The sequence below is a fragment of the Formosa sp. L2A11 genome (assembly GCF_009796865.1).
GTDB lineage: Bacteria > Bacteroidota > Bacteroidia > Flavobacteriales > Flavobacteriaceae > Formosa.
This window is the reverse complement of record NZ_CP047028.1, coordinates 368,129-385,947: the sequence shown is the minus strand read 5'-3', so window position 1 is coordinate 385,947 and position 17,819 is coordinate 368,129. Positions and strand designations below refer to the sequence as shown.

At 33.6% G+C, this 17,819-nt stretch carries 17 protein-coding genes; 9 read left to right on the top strand and 8 right to left on the bottom strand.

Annotated features, from left to right (window positions below; genetic code table 11):
- Nucleotides 1-4: 4 nt before the first annotated feature.
- The 4 genes from GQR95_RS01725 (at nt 5) to GQR95_RS01710 (ending at nt 6,730) form a co-directional block, all read left to right on the top strand.
- Complete coding sequence (locus tag GQR95_RS01725; protein ID WP_159021513.1) at nt 5-799, top strand: prolyl oligopeptidase family serine peptidase; 795 nt, start codon at nt 5-7, stop codon at nt 797-799.
- A 6-nt stretch (nt 800-805) separates the two neighbouring features.
- Nucleotides 806-3,154 carry a beta-glucosidase BglX gene (gene bglX, locus GQR95_RS01720; RefSeq protein WP_159021512.1) on the top strand — a complete coding sequence of 783 codons (2,349 nt, stop codon included), beginning with the start codon at nt 806-808 and terminating at the stop codon, nt 3,152-3,154.
- Nucleotides 3,155-3,388: 234 nt separating this feature from the next.
- Nucleotides 3,389-5,236: a family 43 glycosylhydrolase gene (locus GQR95_RS01715; RefSeq protein WP_159021511.1), complete on the top strand. Its 1,848-nt coding sequence runs from the start codon at nt 3,389-3,391 to the stop codon at nt 5,234-5,236.
- 114 nt (nt 5,237-5,350) lie between these two features.
- Entirely contained in the window at nt 5,351-6,730 is a 1,380-nt protein-coding gene (locus GQR95_RS01710) for a sugar porter family MFS transporter (RefSeq protein WP_159021510.1), read from the top strand.
- A 470-nt stretch (nt 6,731-7,200) separates the two neighbouring features.
- Here the strand turns inward: GQR95_RS01710 and GQR95_RS01705 are convergent, their stop codons facing one another.
- Together GQR95_RS01705 and GQR95_RS01700 are read right to left on the bottom strand one after the other, a co-directional pair.
- Nucleotides 7,201-8,223: an HNH endonuclease signature motif containing protein gene (locus tag GQR95_RS01705; protein WP_199269630.1), complete on the bottom strand. Its 1,023-nt coding sequence runs from the start codon at nt 8,221-8,223 to the stop codon at nt 7,201-7,203.
- Nucleotides 8,224-8,226: 3 nt separating this feature from the next.
- On the bottom strand, nt 8,227-8,721 hold the full coding sequence (locus GQR95_RS01700) for a helix-turn-helix domain-containing protein (RefSeq protein ID WP_159021509.1): 495 nt from the start codon (nt 8,719-8,721) through the stop codon (nt 8,227-8,229).
- Between the two features lie 466 nt (nt 8,722-9,187).
- Between GQR95_RS01700 and GQR95_RS01695 the strand changes: the two genes are divergently transcribed.
- The 5 genes from GQR95_RS01695 (at nt 9,188) to GQR95_RS01675 (ending at nt 11,440) form a co-directional block, all read left to right on the top strand.
- Entirely contained in the window at nt 9,188-9,412 is a 225-nt protein-coding gene (locus GQR95_RS01695) for a hypothetical protein (RefSeq protein ID WP_233265980.1), read from the top strand.
- 231 nt (nt 9,413-9,643) lie between these two features.
- A complete protein-coding gene (locus GQR95_RS01690; protein WP_159021508.1) occupies nt 9,644-10,264 on the top strand; it encodes a hypothetical protein in 621 nt (206 codons plus the stop codon).
- Nucleotides 10,265-10,282: 18 nt separating this feature from the next.
- Nucleotides 10,283-10,600, top strand: a complete 318-nt coding sequence (locus GQR95_RS01685; RefSeq protein WP_159021507.1) for a hypothetical protein — start codon at nt 10,283-10,285, stop codon at nt 10,598-10,600.
- A gap of 6 nt (nt 10,601-10,606) precedes the next feature.
- Entirely contained in the window at nt 10,607-10,969 is a 363-nt protein-coding gene (locus tag GQR95_RS01680; RefSeq protein ID WP_159021506.1) for a hypothetical protein, read from the top strand.
- A 12-nt stretch (nt 10,970-10,981) separates the two neighbouring features.
- Nucleotides 10,982-11,440, top strand: coding sequence for a hypothetical protein (locus GQR95_RS01675; protein ID WP_159021505.1), 459 nt, complete (start codon nt 10,982-10,984; stop codon nt 11,438-11,440).
- 1,108 nt (nt 11,441-12,548) lie between these two features.
- Here the strand turns inward: GQR95_RS01675 and GQR95_RS01665 are convergent.
- The 6 genes from GQR95_RS01665 to GQR95_RS01640 form a co-directional block, all read right to left on the bottom strand.
- Nucleotides 12,549-13,565: a Gfo/Idh/MocA family oxidoreductase gene (locus tag GQR95_RS01665; protein ID WP_159021504.1), complete on the bottom strand. Its 1,017-nt coding sequence runs from the start codon at nt 13,563-13,565 to the stop codon at nt 12,549-12,551.
- 764 nt (nt 13,566-14,329) lie between these two features.
- Nucleotides 14,330-14,842 (bottom strand): hypothetical protein, encoded by a 513-nt coding sequence (locus GQR95_RS01660; RefSeq protein WP_159021503.1) that lies wholly within the window; start codon nt 14,840-14,842, stop codon nt 14,330-14,332.
- 3 nt (nt 14,843-14,845) lie between these two features.
- Nucleotides 14,846-15,313 (bottom strand): hypothetical protein, encoded by a 468-nt coding sequence (locus GQR95_RS01655; RefSeq protein WP_159021502.1) that lies wholly within the window; start codon nt 15,311-15,313, stop codon nt 14,846-14,848.
- Between the two features lie 40 nt (nt 15,314-15,353).
- On the bottom strand, nt 15,354-16,160 hold the full coding sequence (locus tag GQR95_RS01650; protein WP_233266031.1) for an IS3 family transposase: 807 nt from the start codon (nt 16,158-16,160) through the stop codon (nt 15,354-15,356).
- Nucleotides 16,161-16,210: 50 nt separating this feature from the next.
- A complete protein-coding gene (locus tag GQR95_RS01645) occupies nt 16,211-16,576 on the bottom strand; it encodes a transposase (protein WP_159021493.1) in 366 nt (121 codons plus the stop codon).
- Nucleotides 16,577-17,513: 937 nt separating this feature from the next.
- Nucleotides 17,514-17,765 carry a hypothetical protein gene (locus GQR95_RS01640; protein ID WP_159021501.1) on the bottom strand — a complete coding sequence of 84 codons (252 nt, stop codon included), beginning with the start codon at nt 17,763-17,765 and terminating at the stop codon, nt 17,514-17,516.
- Nucleotides 17,766-17,819: the final 54 nt, after the last annotated feature.

Sequence of the window (17,819 nt, the reverse complement as noted above, 5' to 3'; positions counted from 1 at the left end):
AAAGATGAAGTCTTTCGTAATAGTACTATATCTTGTGTTTGTAACACCTTTTTTAATGCGCGCACAGCAATTAAAAAAGTCTGAAGATTTGTTTCTAAATAAAACACATATTGTAAATACAGATACGCTTAAATATAGAGTGTTATTCCCTAAAAATTTTTCTGAAGATAAAACATATCCATTGGTTTTATTTCTTCATGGAGCGGGAGAACGTGGTAACGATAATAAAACACAGCTAGTAAATGGAGGTGATTTGTTTTTAAATGAAACCACTAGAGATTCATTTCCTGCAATAGTTATTTTCCCGCAGTGTCCTAAAAACGAGTATTGGGCAAAAGTAGATGCAGACCGCTCTACTAGACCCATTACATTTAATTATAAATACAAAGAAGCTCCTACTAAACCAATGGCTTTAGTCATGGATTTAATGGATGAACTGGTTGAAAAACCATTTGTAAAAACCAATCAAGTTTATGTTATGGGCTTGTCTATGGGAGGTATGGGAACATTCGAAATTATCTATAGAAAACCAGAGCTATTCGCAGCTGCTATTCCTATTTGTGGTGGTGCAAATCCGGAATCTGCATTGGCATACGCTAAAACTATTCCGTTATGGGTTTTTCATGGAGCAAAAGACGATGTAGTAGATCCAAACTTATCTATAAATATGGTCTCTAAAATTCTTAATAATGGCGGATTTCCAAGATTTACATTATACGACTTTGCAAACCATAATAGTTGGGATCCTGCTTTAGCAGAACCTGAATTGTTAACATGGCTTTTCTCTAAATCAAAATAAAATATAATGACAAAACAATTTATTTTAAAAATAACAAGCATTCTAGTTATAGCAATAACATGTTTTAGCTGTAATTCTAAAAGTAATGTAGATGCGAGTTCTAAAACAACAGCGGCTACAGAAAATCCATTCGCGTCCAAAGTAGATTCAATTTTAAAATTGATGACTTTAGACGAGAAAATAGGGCAACTTAATTTACCAACTTCTGGAGATATTACAACCGGAGCCGCAAAAGGTTCTGATGTTGGAGAACGTATTAAAGCAGGTAAAGTTGGAGGTTTATTCAATATTAAAACAGCAGAAAAAATTTATGAAGTTCAGAAAATTGCTGTAGAACAAAGTAGATTAGGTATTCCATTAATTTTTGGAATGGACGTGATTCATGGATACAAAACAACATTCCCAATTCCTTTAGGACTATCTAGTTCTTGGGATATGGACATGATTGAAAAAACAGCGCGAGTAGCAGCTGTAGAAGCGAGTGCAGATGGTATTAACTGGACGTTCTCGCCAATGGTAGATATTTCTAGAGACCCGCGTTGGGGGCGCGTTTCTGAAGGTAATGGAGAAGATCCTTTTTTAGGAAGTGCTATTGCTAGAGCCATGGTAACCGGATATCAGTCAGACGATTTATCTGCAAACAATACATTGATGTCTTGTGTAAAACACTTTGCACTTTATGGCGCTGTAGAAGCGGGTCGAGATTACAACACGGTAGATATGAGCCGCATTAGAATGTATAATGAATACTTAGCGCCTTATAAAGCCGCTATAGATGCTGGAGTAGGATCTGTAATGGCTTCTTTTAATGAAGTAGATGGTATTCCTGCAACAGGAAATAAGTGGTTGCTTACAGATTTGTTAAGAGACGATTGGGGTTTTAATGGATTTGTAGTAACAGATTATACTGCAATTTATGAAATGATAGCGCACGGTGTAGGCGATAAATATGCAGTTTCAGAGCAAGCTTTAAAAGCAGGTGTAGATATGGATATGGCTGGAGATTCGCCTTCAATTCCAGCCGCTTTTGTAAAAACATTAAAAGAGTCTTACGAAAATGGTAAGGTTTCTATGGATGATATTGATACTGCTGTAAAACGTATATTAACTGCAAAATATCAACTAGGATTGTTTGACGATCCTTATAAATATTGCGATGTTAATCGTGCTAAAACAGAAATATTCACACCAGAAAATAAAGCATTTGCACGTAAGGTTTCTGCAGAATCTATGGTGTTACTTAAAAACGAAAATCAATTACTTCCGCTTAAAAAATCGGGAACTATTGCTTTAATTGGTCCGCTAGCAAAAGCAACTAATAATATGGCTGGAACTTGGAGTGTCGCTACAGATCAGGAAAATTCTAATTCTGTTTTCGATGGTTTAAAAGAAGTTATAGGAGATAAAGCAAAGATGTTATACGCTAAGGGAAGTAATATCTCTTACGATTTAGGCCTAGAGCAACGCGGAACAATGTTTGGTAAAGATATCCCAAGAGACGGACGTACAGATAAGCAGTTGTTAGACGAGGCGCTTCAGGTTGCTTCAAAATCAGATGTTATTGTCGCTACTATTGGAGAGTCTGCAGAGTTAAGTGGAGAATGTAGTAGTAGAACAGATTTAGAAATACCACAAGTTCAAAAAGATTTATTAAACGCGTTATTAAAAACAGGAAAGCCTGTTGTTTTAGTGTTGTTTACAGGAAGACCTTTGGTTTTAGTTGAAGAAAACGAAAATGTACCGGCAATACTTAATGCCTGGTTTCCGGGTAGTGAAGCTGGTTTAGCAATTTCAGATGTGTTGTTTGGAGATGTAAATCCTTCTGGTAAATTAACGGCTACGTTTCCACGTAATGTAGGTCAGGTGCCATTGTTTTACAATCATAAAAATACAGGAAGACCACTTGGAAATTCAGAAGGGAAATTCGAAAAATTTAAAAGTAATTATATCGATGTTCGTAATGAACCTCTATATCCTTTTGGATATGGTTTAAGTTACACCACATTCGATTATAGTAACCTAGATTTAGATAAATCTACCATGAATATGGCTGGCGAAATTAATGTTTCTGTAGATGTTACTAATTCTGGTGATTACGACGGAAAAGAAGTTGTTCAGTTGTATATAAGAGATCTTGTAGGATCTGTAACGAGACCTGTAAAAGAACTAAAAGGCTTTCAAAAAGTACTAATTAAGAAAGGTGAAACACAAACCATAACATTCAAAATTTCTGTTGAAGATTTAAAATTTTATAATTCTAATTTAGATTTTGTTGCAGAACCAGGCGAATTTGAAGTATTTGTAGGAACAAATTCAGATACCAAAATGATGAAAGCCTTTGATTTGATTAAATAAAAAACATCATAATTAACAAATAATAATTTTATGCCACACATATTTTTTAAGTTACAATTTCTATTCTTATTATTTTGTGTGGCTTTTACTTGTTAGATTACAATACCATTTTATGTTCGCAATTTGGAGTGGAGTTTTCTAAAGTGAACATTAATTAAAAAACTAATACTTAAAGATCTTTAATAAGGCATGTCTTGTAATTCGTTAATCGAAAAAGATACTAAATTATATATCATGAGAAATTTACTTTTTTTATTCACTATAGTATTTCTTTTTTCTTGTAATAAAGAAAAGAATGAGAATGCAGAACAGCCTTCTAATTCAAAAGAAAAAGCAGAAATAAAAAAAAGGTCTGATACGTATATTAATCCTCTGGATATCGATTATACCTATATGGTTTATAATTCAAGCCAGAATAAATCGTACCGTTCTGGTGCGGATCCTGCAGTTATAGAATTTAAAGGCGAGTATTATATGTTCGTTACTCGTTCTTTTGGCTATTGGCATTCTACAGACTTGGTTAATTGGAATTTTATTAAACCACAACAATGGTTTTTTGAAGGTAGTAATGCACCAACAGCTTTTAATTACAAAGATTCGTTAGTATATTTTGCAGGTAATCCTGCTGGTTACGGAAGTATTCTTTACACCGACGATCCAAAAAGTGGAAAATGGGAACCGACAGCATCGATATCTACAGATATTCAAGATTCAGAATTATTTATAGATGATGATGGAAAAACCTATTTGTATTGGGGCTCTTCTAATGTGAATCCGCTTCATGTAAAAATGCTGAATAAAGACGATCGTTTTTTAGAAATAGGTGTGCGTAAAGAATTGTTTAATCTCGACGAAGAAAAACACGGATGGGAACGTTTTGGCGAAAATAACTTTCACCCAACTTTAAAAGAAGGCTATATGGAAGGCGCTTCTATGACAAAGCACAACGGAAAATATTATTTACAATATGCCGCGCCAGGGACGCAATTTAATGTGTATGCAGATGGTGTTTATATTGGAGACACGCCATTAGGTCCTTTTAAATATATGAAAAACAATCCGATGAGTTTCAAGCCAGGCGGATTTACAAATGGTGCAGGACACGGAATAACGGTGAAGCAAACCAATGGGCAATATTGGCACTTTGCCACGATGGCGCTTGCTTCTAATTCGCAATGGGAACGTCGTTTATGTATGTTTCCTGCTTATTTTGACGACGACGGATTAATGTACACCAATACCGCTTATGGAGATTATCCGCGTTTTGGAGCCAATCATCCTACAAAGGCAGGGCAACATAATGGTTGGATGTTATTGTCGTATAAAGGCGATGTTACAGTCTCTTCTTCGTTAATGCAGGTAAAGAAATTTACGTCTGATGATGATGCTGTAGAAGTCACAAAATTACCTTTAGAAAAAAAAAATGAAGGTCAAATAATATCTAAAGTATTAACAGATGAGAATCCTAAAACATTTTGGGTTGCAGATGCTAATGATGATAAACAATGGGTAACTATTGAAATGCTGAAGCCAGGAAACATCAATGCCTTTCAATTAAATTTTCACGACTATGAATCAGGGATTTATACACGTACCGAAGGATTAAAACATCAATTTACTATTGAAACTTCTGAAGATGGCGTTAACTGGAAAACAGTTGTAGATAGAAGTAAAAGCGGAAAAGATACACCAAACGCTTACATTGTATTAGATGAAGCCATAAAAGCAAAATATGTACGTTATAACAATATAAAAGTACCTGGAGCAAACTTTGCAATGTCTGAGTTTAGAGTTTTTGGATTAGGATTTGAAGATAAACCAGAGAAGGTTACAGGATTTAAAGTAAAAAGAGAAGAAGATCGCAGAGATGTATTATTTTCGTGGAATCCTGTTAAAGGCGCTCAAGGGTATAATATCCGTTGGGGAATCGCAAAAGATAAATTATACCAGTCATGGCAAGTTTACGATACAAATAAACATTTTATGAGATGTTTAGATCGAGATACGCCATATTATTTCACGATTGAAGCATATAGTGAAAACGGAATTTCTGAAAAAAGTGAGATTATTTTTGCAGAATAAATTATATTAAACCTCATAATTTTAGGCACTCTAAAACATTATAAAAACGGGATAATTTTAGATGTTGCTTTTAATTTTTATTCAAACAGACAAATAAACTAAAACTAAAAAAAAATGAAAAAAAGTCTTTTCTTGTTATTAATCGCAGCAGTTTCCGCTTTAGGAGGCTTGCTCTTTGGTTATGATACTGGAGTTATTAACGGCGCGCAATTTTATCTTACTGAGTATTTTCATTTAAGCGACATGTTAAAAGGATGGGTTGTAGGAAGCGCTCTATTAGGGTGTTTTGTAGGAGCCATTATTGCAGGACCTTTAAGTATTAAAATTGGTAGGAAAAAATCTTTAATTATATCGGCTATATTTTTCACACTTTCTGCTTATGGATCAGGTTTGCCAGAATTGTTTCCGCAAACGGTAAGTATGTTAGTTGTTTTTAGAATTATTGGAGGTTTAGGGATTGGTGTTGCATCTATGAATGCACCTATGTATATCGCCGAAATTGCACCCTCAAATATTCGTGGGCGTATGGTTACATATTATCAATTAGCCATTGTTATTGGTTTCTTTGTTGTGTTTTTAGCAACTTATTTTATTGGTAGTGATTTAAGCGTTGCAGAGAATATAGAATTTGGATGGCGCCGTATGTTTTGGTCAGAATTAATTCCAAGTATTTTATTCTTAGTACTCTTATTTATTGTGCCTAAAAGTCCGAGATGGTTAGCTTTAAAAGGAAAAGATAAAGACGCTTTAGAGGTGTTACAAAAAATTAATGGATATGAAGTCGCTTCAAAAGAAATGATTAACATTAAGGCCTCTTTAAATGAAGTTAACAACGGGGTTAAGGTGAGTTATTTCTCTAAAGCCATACTCGGAATTATTGCAATTGGTACCATTCTTTCGGTATTGCAACAGTTTACAGGAATTAATGCCGTGTTATATTATGGTGCAGATATTTTTGAAAAAGCACTTGGATTTGGAAAAGAAGATGTGCTTTTACAACAAATATTATTAGCCTTTGTAAATTTAGTATTCACTTTTGTGGCTATGTTTACTGTAGATAAATTTGGTAGAAAACCATTACTTTACATAGGTTCTGTTGGGATGATTGTTGGTTTCCTTCTTTTAGGAATTACATTACAACAACAAAATGTTGGCGTGTTATCTTTAATAGGCGTGTTAGTATTTATAGCTTCTTTTGCATTGTCTATGGGGCCAGTTGTGTGGGTTTTATTAGCCGAAATGTTCCCCAATAAAATAAGAAGTGTTGCCATGTCTGTAGCTGTAGCTGCACAATGGGCAGCAAATTACGTTGTTTCACAATCGTTTCCTGTAGTTATGGGAAGTGAAACTAATAATAGCGCACCTTGGAATGGTTCTTTGCCCTATTATATATTTATAGCATTTATTTTAATAATTGTATTCATAACATATAAATTTATCCCCGAAACAAAAGGAAAATCTCTTGAAGAGATTGAAGGTTTCTGGAAAAAATAATTTATAGTTTTTTTTCTTCTAAATTATTAAAAACAAAAAGCTCTAAAACAAATAATTCGTTTTAGGGCTTTTTTTGTGGAGTCGGAGAGAACGACCTAAAAACGAGAAATTGAGTGTTTACAGGGTATAAAAGCTTGCTTATATTTATAGGTAACCGAATTGGTCACTTTTTAACACTTTTTAATCAAATTTGTAGGGTATTTCTCTTTTTTATATGATTTGAGGTCGAATGAGCTTAAATCATATTAAATTTTATTAGCTGTGATAGTTTATCGTAAGGAGAAGATTGACAAGACCAATATGAACAGATAATTTGAGTTGATTAATTTTTAACCTGAGATTTTAAAACTTACACAGTTTATGAGATACTGCCACTTAAGTGAAAAGTTAATGCGTTTTTACTTGTTTTTTACCACAGTACTTTGTTGTACCTAGTTTTTATATTATTCTAGCCATCAATCATATTTTAATTATTTGCTTTGTGTATAATCATAAAATATTTGTTCTAGCTCTTCCCTTGGATGGAAACCTGTTTCTACTTTTGAATGAACAAATAAATTATCTTCATAAGTTACTTCAGTAAGTGCATGAGGTAAATCCTTAATAGATACTTTTTCTTGAAGTTTGGAAATTGGAACAGCATTGTGTTCTCCATCCTTATTCTCTCTATAAACATAATCAGCCCTTGTTAATATATAAATAGATTGACTGTCTTTAGAAAATCCACTGTTCACAACTACATATTCACCATTGTGGTTTCGAAAAAAAATCTCACCTTCTTTTAAATTCTCATAGTATGTTTTTAAGGGATTAGCATCAATAACTTCTGGAGTACAAGGGAATTCGTTTGGTTTATCATTATAGAAAATTATCCGTTGTGCTGCATTAGGAGTTTTAGATACTATGTAATTGATTGTTGGAGTAGATGGTTCTTGATAAATACCTTGCCTAAATATCCATTCTCCTAATTGACCTCCTTTTGGGATTTTACCCTCTTTAGCCCAATTTTCTAAATTCTTTCTGGTGTTGTCCGATTCTTCTTTTGTAACCGTTCTCATCCATTCAAAATTTTGTTCAAGTTCTCCGTCAATTGGTTTGGATGGATTTGCAAGGAAATTGTCAACACTTCCGTACTTGAAAATTATTCTTGATAAAGTTATCGGATTAAGTAAAATGTTTTCCAATCTAGTAATCCATCTTAAATTTTCAGGTCTATTATTTTTTTTGTTAGTGTCAATATGGTCGACAATATGCTTTTCAGAAGGTTGGTTTCCATGAAAAGCAGTTGCCACAATTCTATGAACTGTTTCTGATGAGAAGTTCATGTAACCTTTATGTTTCCATGGTTTACCGAAAGTCCATGTTTCATCTAATGGTCTTTTTCTTTTGTTTGGTTTACTATATCTGAAAATGGAACCATTGTCTCTGACTAAATATTTTTCACTTTTATAAATGCATTGACATTGTTTGTTAAAGGAATCTATATTGACCATAATTTAAGATTTTTTATGTTCAACGATATTCAATTCTATTTTTGCACCAAGTGCTAGTGCGATATTCGATAGTACATCTAGACCAACAGAATAGCGCCCTTGTTCTATTCGACTAAGGTTTGCGGCATCAATATTAGCTATTTGAGCAAGTTTCTTTGCTTCAATATTTTTTTCTTTTCTTAATTCACGTATTTTTTCTCCAATTCTTACCCTTTGTTCTTTTTGAAAAATTTTTTGATCATCTCGATCTCCCTTGCCACCATAGATTCCTAAACCTTCGTCATAATTCATTCTTATCCAAACCCAATATGCCATTCCCATTCCAGTATTATGTCCAATATTTTCTTTGATATATTTTTCATAATAATATTGTAACTTTTCAGTATAGTATTTTTGGCGTTGTTTAGAAGTTGGGAAAAATGTTTTCCAAATGAATTTTTCTCCGTTTGAGGCAACGACCTCAATAGAATTGTCGTCTACAAATGTTACTCTTATCATAATTAAATTGCCGTGTTTTACGTGTTGCTCGTCACTTTAAAAGTTATGAAACAAATATAGGAAATCTAATATGAATTGGCAAATACGCCAATTACTGAGTTGTTGAGTGAGAAATTAGGTGCAACGTTGATGTGTATGAGCCGTTGTGTGTCTCGGCACAAACCATTAAAAGCACAAAACTACGCTGGGAAATCCGATAGGATTTTTCAGATAAGCGATGACCAAGCAATTAATTATACACGGCTTAAGTTAGCATTTTAATAAAAACACTAAATTAAGACCTATAAATTAGAAGGAACAAAAGAGAGGAATAAGGTTATTATATACGGAGAGACTACAGATCTCGTCAACATTGAAAATCCCTTCTCTTTTTCTACACAGATTTCGTACAGTTCTATGAGGCTTTTAGACCTCGATTTTAAGTCGTTGAAACTCGAGTAGTCGTCCTTTCAAAAATCATTTTCTTATGAATAAAGATATTAAATATTTTGGAATAGACATTAGCCATTTGGTTTTTGATGTTACAGATTCAGATGGTAATTATTACCAATTTAAAAACTCGATATTAGGCTTTAAAAAGTTTATTAAACTCTTAGGTCTAGATAATCATTGTGTTATGGAAGCTACGGGATACTACCACTATCAATTGGCCTATTATTTACTTGAATCTGGGATACAAGTTTCTGTATAAAATCCATTTACTCCTGATCTGTTTTTTAGAAAATAAATATGCGTTGGTAAAGATTTTAGTACATCATTTTTGATCTCAATCTGTATTAAGATGCAATTATTGGTAAAATAGGAATTAATTTATTATAGTTTATTAATCAAAACTTGGCTAAATAATAATTATTTGTCGAATTTTAAAGTGTCCTAAAAAAGGGAAGCCTATCATTAGGGGAAAGTCTGCAAAAACACAAACATGGAATACAGTACAGATTACGCTTGGAATAGTCTAGATATTGCCAAGACCTTAATCTTAATTGCAACTCCCGTAATTGGAGGTATAATTGCTTTTAGATTATCTAAAATAGAAAAGAAAAAATGGACAAGTCAACGAATAATTGAAAAAAGACTAGAGTTTTATGATCTCGTTGTACCTGATTTAAATGACTTGTATTGTTATTATCGTTGTTTTGGGAATTGGAAGGAGCTGACTCCAATTGATATCATTCAAAAAAAAAGAAAATTAGATAAATCATTTAATATATATTTATACATATTTAAGGACTCAGAGGGGTTAAGTGACACGTATTATAGTTTTATTCATTATTGCTTTAATACAGGTACAGGGGGTGATAATAAAGGGAAGATAAAAATGAATCTCTCAAAACGCAAAATATTACCTAATTGGGACTCAAATTGGGATAATTTATTTTCATGGGATCAAGAGGATGGTGATCAAGATAAATTTCATGAATTATATGAAGACTTAATGAATTTAATAAAAAACGAGTTAGATGTCGATCAGTCTATTGCTCTCAAAAAGAAAAAAATAATAAAACAACATGAGGAGAAAAAAAATAGAAGATCTTCAAAATAAGGCTTTTAAATAAATAGATTGAAAATAGAATTACATGCCGAAATTTTTTCGGAAGAATTCGATTATATGTACGATAGTAGATTAGATGCTGCAGATAGAAGCAATGGCGTTAGTCCAATGTCTGAGGAATATACTGCTAAAATAAATTTTAAAAGAGAAAAATTAGGCATGTCTAATCTTAATTCTAGCGGTTTACCTATGGATAATTCATCAGAGGTTTATATCGAAAATTTAATTTTGAATCATGTTCTTAGAACAACTAAGGAGTTTAGCAATGAAACTAAGTTGAAGAATCAAATGAATATTTCGTCATTCTTTAAAAACAATTCTAAATAATAAAACATGGAATCCGAAGCAAAAAATTATAGCGATGAAGAGGCGCTATTGGAACAGGAATATTTAGTAAATAATATATATGTAGGACTTAAAAATTTAAATAACGGCTTTGATGTGGAGTACATATATTATTTTTCTGAATCCGATTTTGAAATTTTACTGGATAGGGTAGAAGAAAATAACATTTCTATATTTGGAATTGAACCTTGGCTAGATGGAGCGTATTATGATGTTACAACTTACGAAGAGTATAATACTGCTGGAAACGACCCAAAATGGTATAAAAAAGCATTTAGTGAATTTAGAGCAAAAGAAAAAAACTTAATGTATGCCGCAAGTTATAAAGTGCCGAAATCATTATTTAAATAAAATAAAGAAGTAATGAAAAAAGTATTATATGTAGATATGGATAATGTTTTGGTTGATTTTAAATCTGGAATAGATAAACTTGATGAAAGTCAATTAAACGAATATGAAGGTCGTTTAGATGAAGTTCCAGGTATTTTTAGTCTTATGGAGCCAATGAAAGATGCTATAAAATCTTACGAAGAGTTAGCCAAACATTATGACACCTACTTATTATCGACTTCACCATGGGAAAATGAAACAGCGGGTCCAGACAAATTAAACTGGGTAAAAAAATATCTTGGAAAAGTTGCTTATAAAAGGTTGATTCTATCTCATCATAAAAATCTGAATGTCGGAGATTATTTGATTGATGATAGATTAAAAAACGGTGTAAATAAATTTACAGGAGAACATATTCATTTTGGAACAGATAAGTTTCCGGATTGGGTAACTGTAACAGAGTATCTGCTTAAAAATGCTGTTAGTAACTAATCGTTTATGTTGTAGTAGATAAACTCCCATTTCCATTAGATTGCGAGAAAAGCTTCATTTCGGAAAAAGGGCATCCTTATAAAGCCTTGAAAATAACGTTAAGGCTTCCAATTTCTTTTGTACTTATTTGCCAATACCTGATTTTTTCGTGAAGCGACTAGACGGCATTACAAATACAACCCTTAAATTCAGGTCCACTGTTTATTTAATCGAAAATTAAATAAGTTAACTATTATCCTAGTAAACTTATAGCTTCTGATCTATATGTTAAGCAAAATAAACGTGGGTTAAAGATAATGATCTCACTCTGTGTTTAGACGCAATTATAGGTAAAATAGGAATTAACTTATCATTGTATATTAATAAAATCTGATCTTAATAATAATTTGTCGAATTTTAAGGTGTCCTAATTAAGTGAAGTATACAAGATGACCTGATTGTACATTGTAGGAGTCATGAGGAAGCTGTCCATACTCTTACAGCTATAAAAAACTTCTAACAGAATGCGGCCTGACCGCACACCCTGAAAAGTCCAAAATAGTGTACTGAAAGAAAGATGGCAGAGAACTCAAAGGCTACCCTACAAAGTTTGATTTCCTAGGTTTCAGTTTTCAGCCAATGCGGTTCAGATTGAAAAGGGGAGGAAGTTTCCTTCAGTTTGATTGTAAAATGGGCAGAAAGTCTAAAGTTCGAAACACGGGAGAACTCCGAAAACTTGCTTTCCATAACAAAACTCAACGCGGGATACAGGATTTAGCAAATCTTCTGAACCCAAAAATTCGTGATTGGATCTAGTATTACGGAAAGATAAGTCGTAGGAGTTTGCAACCAGTATTCTATTACCTGCACAATCGTATAATTAGATGGATATTGAACAAGTATAAAAGCTTCAAAGGAAGCAAGATCAAAGCTGTAAAATGGCTAAGGTCTATTGCAAAGCCATATCCAAACCTGTTTTACCATTGGGAATTGATATACAAACTGGTCTAAATTTATTTAGACTTTATCGACAGTATAACAAGAGCCGTATGAATCGAGAGGTTCACGTACGGTTCTGTGAGAGGTTTAGGGGTGAAATTCCCCTCTTCCTACTCGACTAGCTGTTTTTTTATCCTTCTAAAATTTCTAATTGTTGTATGATTTCTTTTTCTGTTACTGTATAGGGTTTTTCTTCTCTAATTGTGTTATAAACATCATCAAATACACGCATGTAGGAAGATTTTGGAGATATTATTTTTTCATGGATTTTTAATCCATCATTAGATAATGAAGTAAAAACACCATGTTTACTTGGCTCTTCTATGCCGTATAGAGAACTCGAAGGAGTTGTGCCTTCCAATAGTTGTTGTTCTTGAACATCCGCACGTTGTTTGACATAAGAGCCTTTTGTGCCGTGAAGAATAAATGCTGGTTGTGATTCGGCAACTAACATGCTCATTGTAATAAATACCTGAAGCCCTTCGGGGTACAACAAATGAAAGTGAGCATAATCATCTACCTGAGTCTTTGGACGAAAATGACCCAGGTTTTTTCTCCATTCTAGTGGTTTTCCAAAAACAGAAATTACTGCATCTAACAAGTGTGGGCCTAAATCGTAGGCTAAACCACTGCCAGGAACGGGTGTTTCCTTCGAAGCTTTAGTTCCAATAGTATATTTATATCTATCATACCGAAGATGAAACTCCACTAATTTTCCTAATTTTCCAGAGTCCAGTACACTTTTAACAGAAAGAAAGTCACTATCGTAACGTCTGTTTTGATAGGGAAGAATACAACAATTAAATTTCTTAGCTTCTTTAAATAGTTGTCTTGCTTCTGAAGAGTTTACTGTGAAAGGTTTTTCCATTAAGACGTGCTTTTCCGCTTTAATTGCTTTTAATGCAAAATCAAAATGAGTGGCATTGGGAGTATTAACTATTACTAGTTCAATATCCGGATCTGCTAAAAGCTCCCCAATCGAATTGTAACTCTTTATATTAGGATAAATAAGATGTGCCTTCTTTTCAGTCCTCTCTACAACTGCATGTAATTCGAAATTTTTATGTTCGTTTAGAAAAGGGGAATGAAATACTTTTCCCGACATCCCAAAAGACAAAATACCTGTTTTTATCGCTTTCTTAATCATTTGTAATAGTATCCTTTTAAATTACAGCTAACGTGATTGTGTATGGTTAGTTGCGTGGTTCAGCAACTAAGTTAGCAAACTTTTACGAACCCGTGAATATTCCGCAGGAATATTCGCAAGTAGGGAAGAACCCAGCAATTAATTATACACGGTGTGTGTGCCCAGCATGGGCATCTTTTGATTTACCGAAAGGTAAATAATTAATCTATAGGGTGCAAGTCCCTTATGCGCAGGAGTAACGTTCTGAAGCATTAGTAAGTCGCAAGGGTGAAAACCGTGAGGTTTTATCTGAAGGAAGCGGAACTACAAAACTCGGTACTGACGAACAGAAATCGTATACAGAGGCATATTTACTCGGGTAAGCAACCACATCATTGTAACGCCCCAAGATTAACAAAAGGGTAAGTATGTAGATACGGCAGGAATTGAGGGAAAGAAGATGGCATTACCTGGGGAGGTCTCCAAAACTACGAGTTGGTTATTTGGAGAAGTCAGCAGAGGTCATAGTACTTACAGGAAACGAGCAGAGGCAATACCTCCGATGGACTCACAAGTAGGGAAGGACTGAACGTAATTCTCTTCAAAATTCGCATAGGAGCCCTAGTGGTAGCCTATGCTTAAACTAGAAGATAGTGCCAAGGGTGAAAAGAGCTTTGGTGTGATGATTTACGAACCGCCGTATACGAGACCCGTACGTACGGTGGTGTGAGGGGTGCACTCCGTCATTTGATGGCGGAGCCATCCACTCGATTGTAAGTAGTTTTTTATTTTTTAAAAACATATATATCAACAATTATTATTCCTAATCCCAAAAGTATAAATAGTATATCTTTTGAATTGACATTGTACTTTTTTTTGAATGGTTTAGCAAAATGTAATACACCAACTAATAATAACAGAATTGTTGTTCCAATAGCAATTACTGTTGAGTTACCTGGATTATGAAAATCACTTTCAGGATTTAACCAGTTACGCAATAGAATACTGATTGGGAATCCAATGAACACAATTGCTGATAAAAGCCAACCATTTTTTTTACTCTTTAAAAGTAATATTCCAGAAATTATAGATAGTAATGCGAAAATCACGACGAGATGAAAATCTCTAAAATACCCATAATAGTAGTGAGATAAACCAGAATATGAATTGTCATTACTTCTTACAACAATATCCAATTTGTCAAGTAATAAATCCAATGAGAGCCATAAAATAAATATTCCAGATACAATTAAAACTATGCTTATCGTCTTTTCTATAATATTATAGGTTTTTCTCATAATTTATTTAAACATAGTGTTGTAAGTAGTTTTTCTTTGTTTTACTAATTCTGTTAATTTATTCAGTTTTAATTGGTCAATTTTTTTCCAATCAGCTTTGTCAAATTCCAACGTATTGAACTTTTTCAAACTCCGATACATTGGTAAAATCACAGACTCAAAATCTCCAGTCAGTTTATAAATCAGATTACGATTTTTTGTTATTCCTCCACTTTTTGAAATATTCAGCTCAATTTCTTTTCCGCTTTGTTTTAGTTCAAAGAAATAACATTCAGGTTCCAAATTCCAGCATATTTCCGTTTCAATTCCGTTGATTGCTAAAAGCAAAGATTCGCAAAGTTTGTCAGTCGGATTTTCAGGAATATTTGACGCATTAAATTCCAATTCAAATTCCGCGGATTTTAATTCAATCGGTAGCCATCCATTTTTCGGATTTCTTAAATTCAGTTCTATTTTTATTGGTTTCGTCAAATGTCTAGTCCTGAAATATGGCTACAGGTTAAAATTGAATTTAGGCTGATAATTGATATATCATATTAGGTGTTTTATAATCTAAAGATAAATGTAATCTTATTTCGTTGTATAGATTAATTGCATTTTTTGTAGCTCTTTTAGCGTGTTGCACGTCAGTAAAGGTCTGGTCTAGGTAAAACTCATCTTTTAATATGCCATTTACACGTTCGGCCATAGCATTTTCGTAACAATGATTTTCTTGAGTCATGCTAATATCTATCTTTTTTCTCTTTAATATTTGTGTATACACATTACTACAGTATTGTATTCCTCTATCAGAGTGATGTATTAGTCCAGTCACGTTTTTAGCTTTATAAATAGCCTTATTAAGAGCTCTCACGCATCCTTTTAATTCTAGACTATCACTTAGATCGTAACCCACTATTTTTCTAGAATACATATCCGTAATGAGAGCTAGATAGCAAAAGCCTTTTACGGTTCTGATATATGTAATATCTGATGCCCAGACCTGATTAGGTTTTGTGATTTCTAGATCTTTTATGATGTTGTTATATTTATAAAAACGATGATGCGAGTTGGTTGTTCTAGAACTATATTTCTTTCTTAAAGTGAGCATATTTTGAGACCTTAACACCTTGAATAGCGTATCTCTACCGACTCTTAGGTTAATCTTTGTAAACTCATCATTTAATGATTTTATAAGTTTACGAACACCTTCTCTAGGAAGCGATTTGCGTCTTTTCTTGACTATATTAATAATCTGTTGTTCTCGTTTTAAACGTTTATCAGCTCTGTTTTTAAACTTATAATAGGCATCTCGTTTTAGTCCAAAACAACTGGATATAGTTGATAAAGAAGCAAATCCCTTAGCTTTATCTTTTGCTTTTATTAAGGCTAGATATTGAGTTTTTTTTTGAGTTGTTGGACATTTTTGTATCCTAATTTTTCAGCCGCTACTTCCAGGTAAGATTCTTCTACCATAGCATCGAGATCCTTTTTAAGAAGTAGTTTTTTAAGCTGTTCTACTTCTTTTTGCAACGTTTTGATTCTTGTAATTTCGTCTTTTGTTTCCACTTTTACTCTGGTGTTCATTAAGTCTTTACGTTCGTACTTTTTAATCCACTCATTAACCGTTGTAGGAGCGATTGAGTAGAGTTTACATAGATCACTCTTGGTGTATTTTCCTGTTGTAAGTTCGGCTAAAATTTTCAGTTTGAAAGGTTCTGAATACCTTCTAATTACTTTGTCATTTTTGTACATAATGTTTAAAATTATGTAGCCTTATTTCAGGACGGGTCATAATTATGTACAACGTTGATGTATAAGAATAGTTGCGGGTTTGTATGCGAGGATTTTCCGAAGGAAAATCAGACGTTACAAACACGCAACGCCCTTTGATTAAGCACTAAACCGCAATTATTTTTATACGGTGTGTGTGCCCAGCATGGGCATCTTTTGATTTACCGAAAGGTAAATAATTAATCTATAGGGTGCAAGTCCCTTATGCGCAGGAGTAACGTTCTGAAGCATTAGTAAGTCGCAAGGGTGAAAATCGTGAGGTTTTATCTGAAGGAAGCGGAACTACAAAACTCGGTACTGACGAACAGAAATCGTATACAGAGGCATATTTACTCGGGTAAGCAACCACATCATTGTAACGCCCCAAGATTAACAAAAGGGTAAGTATGTAGATACGGCAGGAATTGAGGGAAAGAAGATGTCATTACCTGGGGAGGTCTCCAAAACTACGAGTTGGTTATTTGGAGAAGTCAGCAGAGGTCATAGTACTTACAGGAAACGAGCAGAGGCAATACCTCCGATGGACTCACAAGTAGGGAAGGACTGAACGTAATTCTCTTCAAAATTCGCATAGGAGCCCTAGTGGTAGCCTATGCTTAAACTAGAAGATAGTGCCAAGGGTGAAAAGAGCTTTGGTGTGATGATTTACGAACCGCCGTATACGAGACCCGTACGTACGGTGGTGTGAGGGGTGCACTCCGTCATTTGATGGCGGAGCCATCCACTCGATTGCCATTTCGTTGTTTTTTCAGAGTTCAAATTATCCGATTAAATTCCGTTTTCCACTTTTCAGCGATTGAGTAAATTCAGTCAGCGTTTTACTCCGCAATATTTTTCAATTCCGATTGAGTGCGCAATTCCGAAACTTGCTAAATTCAGCATTCAATTAGGTTTTTGATTATTTATTCTTTTCCTCACTTTCACGGACTATTACAAAATAGATAACATAAAGCCAGCCCAAAATTCCGTGTAATAATGCATAAAGAATTGATTTATTTCTGTCCCAAGAAACCACAATAGCAATTGCGCTTCCAATTCCAATTCCGTTTTTAACAGCAGTTTGTGTTATTCCATTATTCCCGGTTTGTTGGCTAAAACATTCTAAAGAGAATAATAGCAAAAAAATTGAAGTCAGTTTTATTTTATTCATTTGTTTTTTTAGTTTTAGTTCGTTTCGCCAATGAATGGCAACGTGATTGTGTAT

Excerpts from the sequence above, each read along its gene's own strand:
- GQR95_RS01725 (WP_159021513.1), top strand. The coding sequence starts at position 5 with ATGAAGTCTTTCGTAATAGTACTATATCTTGTGTTTGTAACACCTTTT.
- bglX (WP_159021512.1), top strand. The coding sequence starts at position 806 with ATGACAAAACAATTTATTTTAAAAATAACAAGCATTCTAGTTATAGCA.
- GQR95_RS01715 (WP_159021511.1), top strand. The coding sequence starts at position 3,389 with ATGAGAAATTTACTTTTTTTATTCACTATAGTATTTCTTTTTTCTTGT.
- GQR95_RS01710 (WP_159021510.1), top strand. The coding sequence starts at position 5,351 with ATGAAAAAAAGTCTTTTCTTGTTATTAATCGCAGCAGTTTCCGCTTTA.
- GQR95_RS01705 (WP_199269630.1), bottom strand. The coding sequence starts at position 8,223 with ATGGTCAATATAGATTCCTTTAACAAACAATGTCAATGCATTTATAAA.
- GQR95_RS01700 (WP_159021509.1), bottom strand. The coding sequence starts at position 8,721 with ATGATAAGAGTAACATTTGTAGACGACAATTCTATTGAGGTCGTTGCC.
- GQR95_RS01695 (WP_233265980.1), top strand. The coding sequence starts at position 9,188 with ATGAATAAAGATATTAAATATTTTGGAATAGACATTAGCCATTTGGTT.
- GQR95_RS01690 (WP_159021508.1), top strand. The coding sequence starts at position 9,644 with ATGGAATACAGTACAGATTACGCTTGGAATAGTCTAGATATTGCCAAG.
- GQR95_RS01680 (WP_159021506.1), top strand. The coding sequence starts at position 10,607 with ATGGAATCCGAAGCAAAAAATTATAGCGATGAAGAGGCGCTATTGGAA.
- GQR95_RS01675 (WP_159021505.1), top strand. The coding sequence starts at position 10,982 with ATGAAAAAAGTATTATATGTAGATATGGATAATGTTTTGGTTGATTTT.
- GQR95_RS01665 (WP_159021504.1), bottom strand. The coding sequence starts at position 13,565 with ATGATTAAGAAAGCGATAAAAACAGGTATTTTGTCTTTTGGGATGTCG.
- GQR95_RS01660 (WP_159021503.1), bottom strand. The coding sequence starts at position 14,842 with ATGAGAAAAACCTATAATATTATAGAAAAGACGATAAGCATAGTTTTA.
- GQR95_RS01645 (WP_159021493.1), bottom strand. The coding sequence starts at position 16,576 with ATGTACAAAAATGACAAAGTAATTAGAAGGTATTCAGAACCTTTCAAA.
- GQR95_RS01640 (WP_159021501.1), bottom strand. The coding sequence starts at position 17,765 with ATGAATAAAATAAAACTGACTTCAATTTTTTTGCTATTATTCTCTTTA.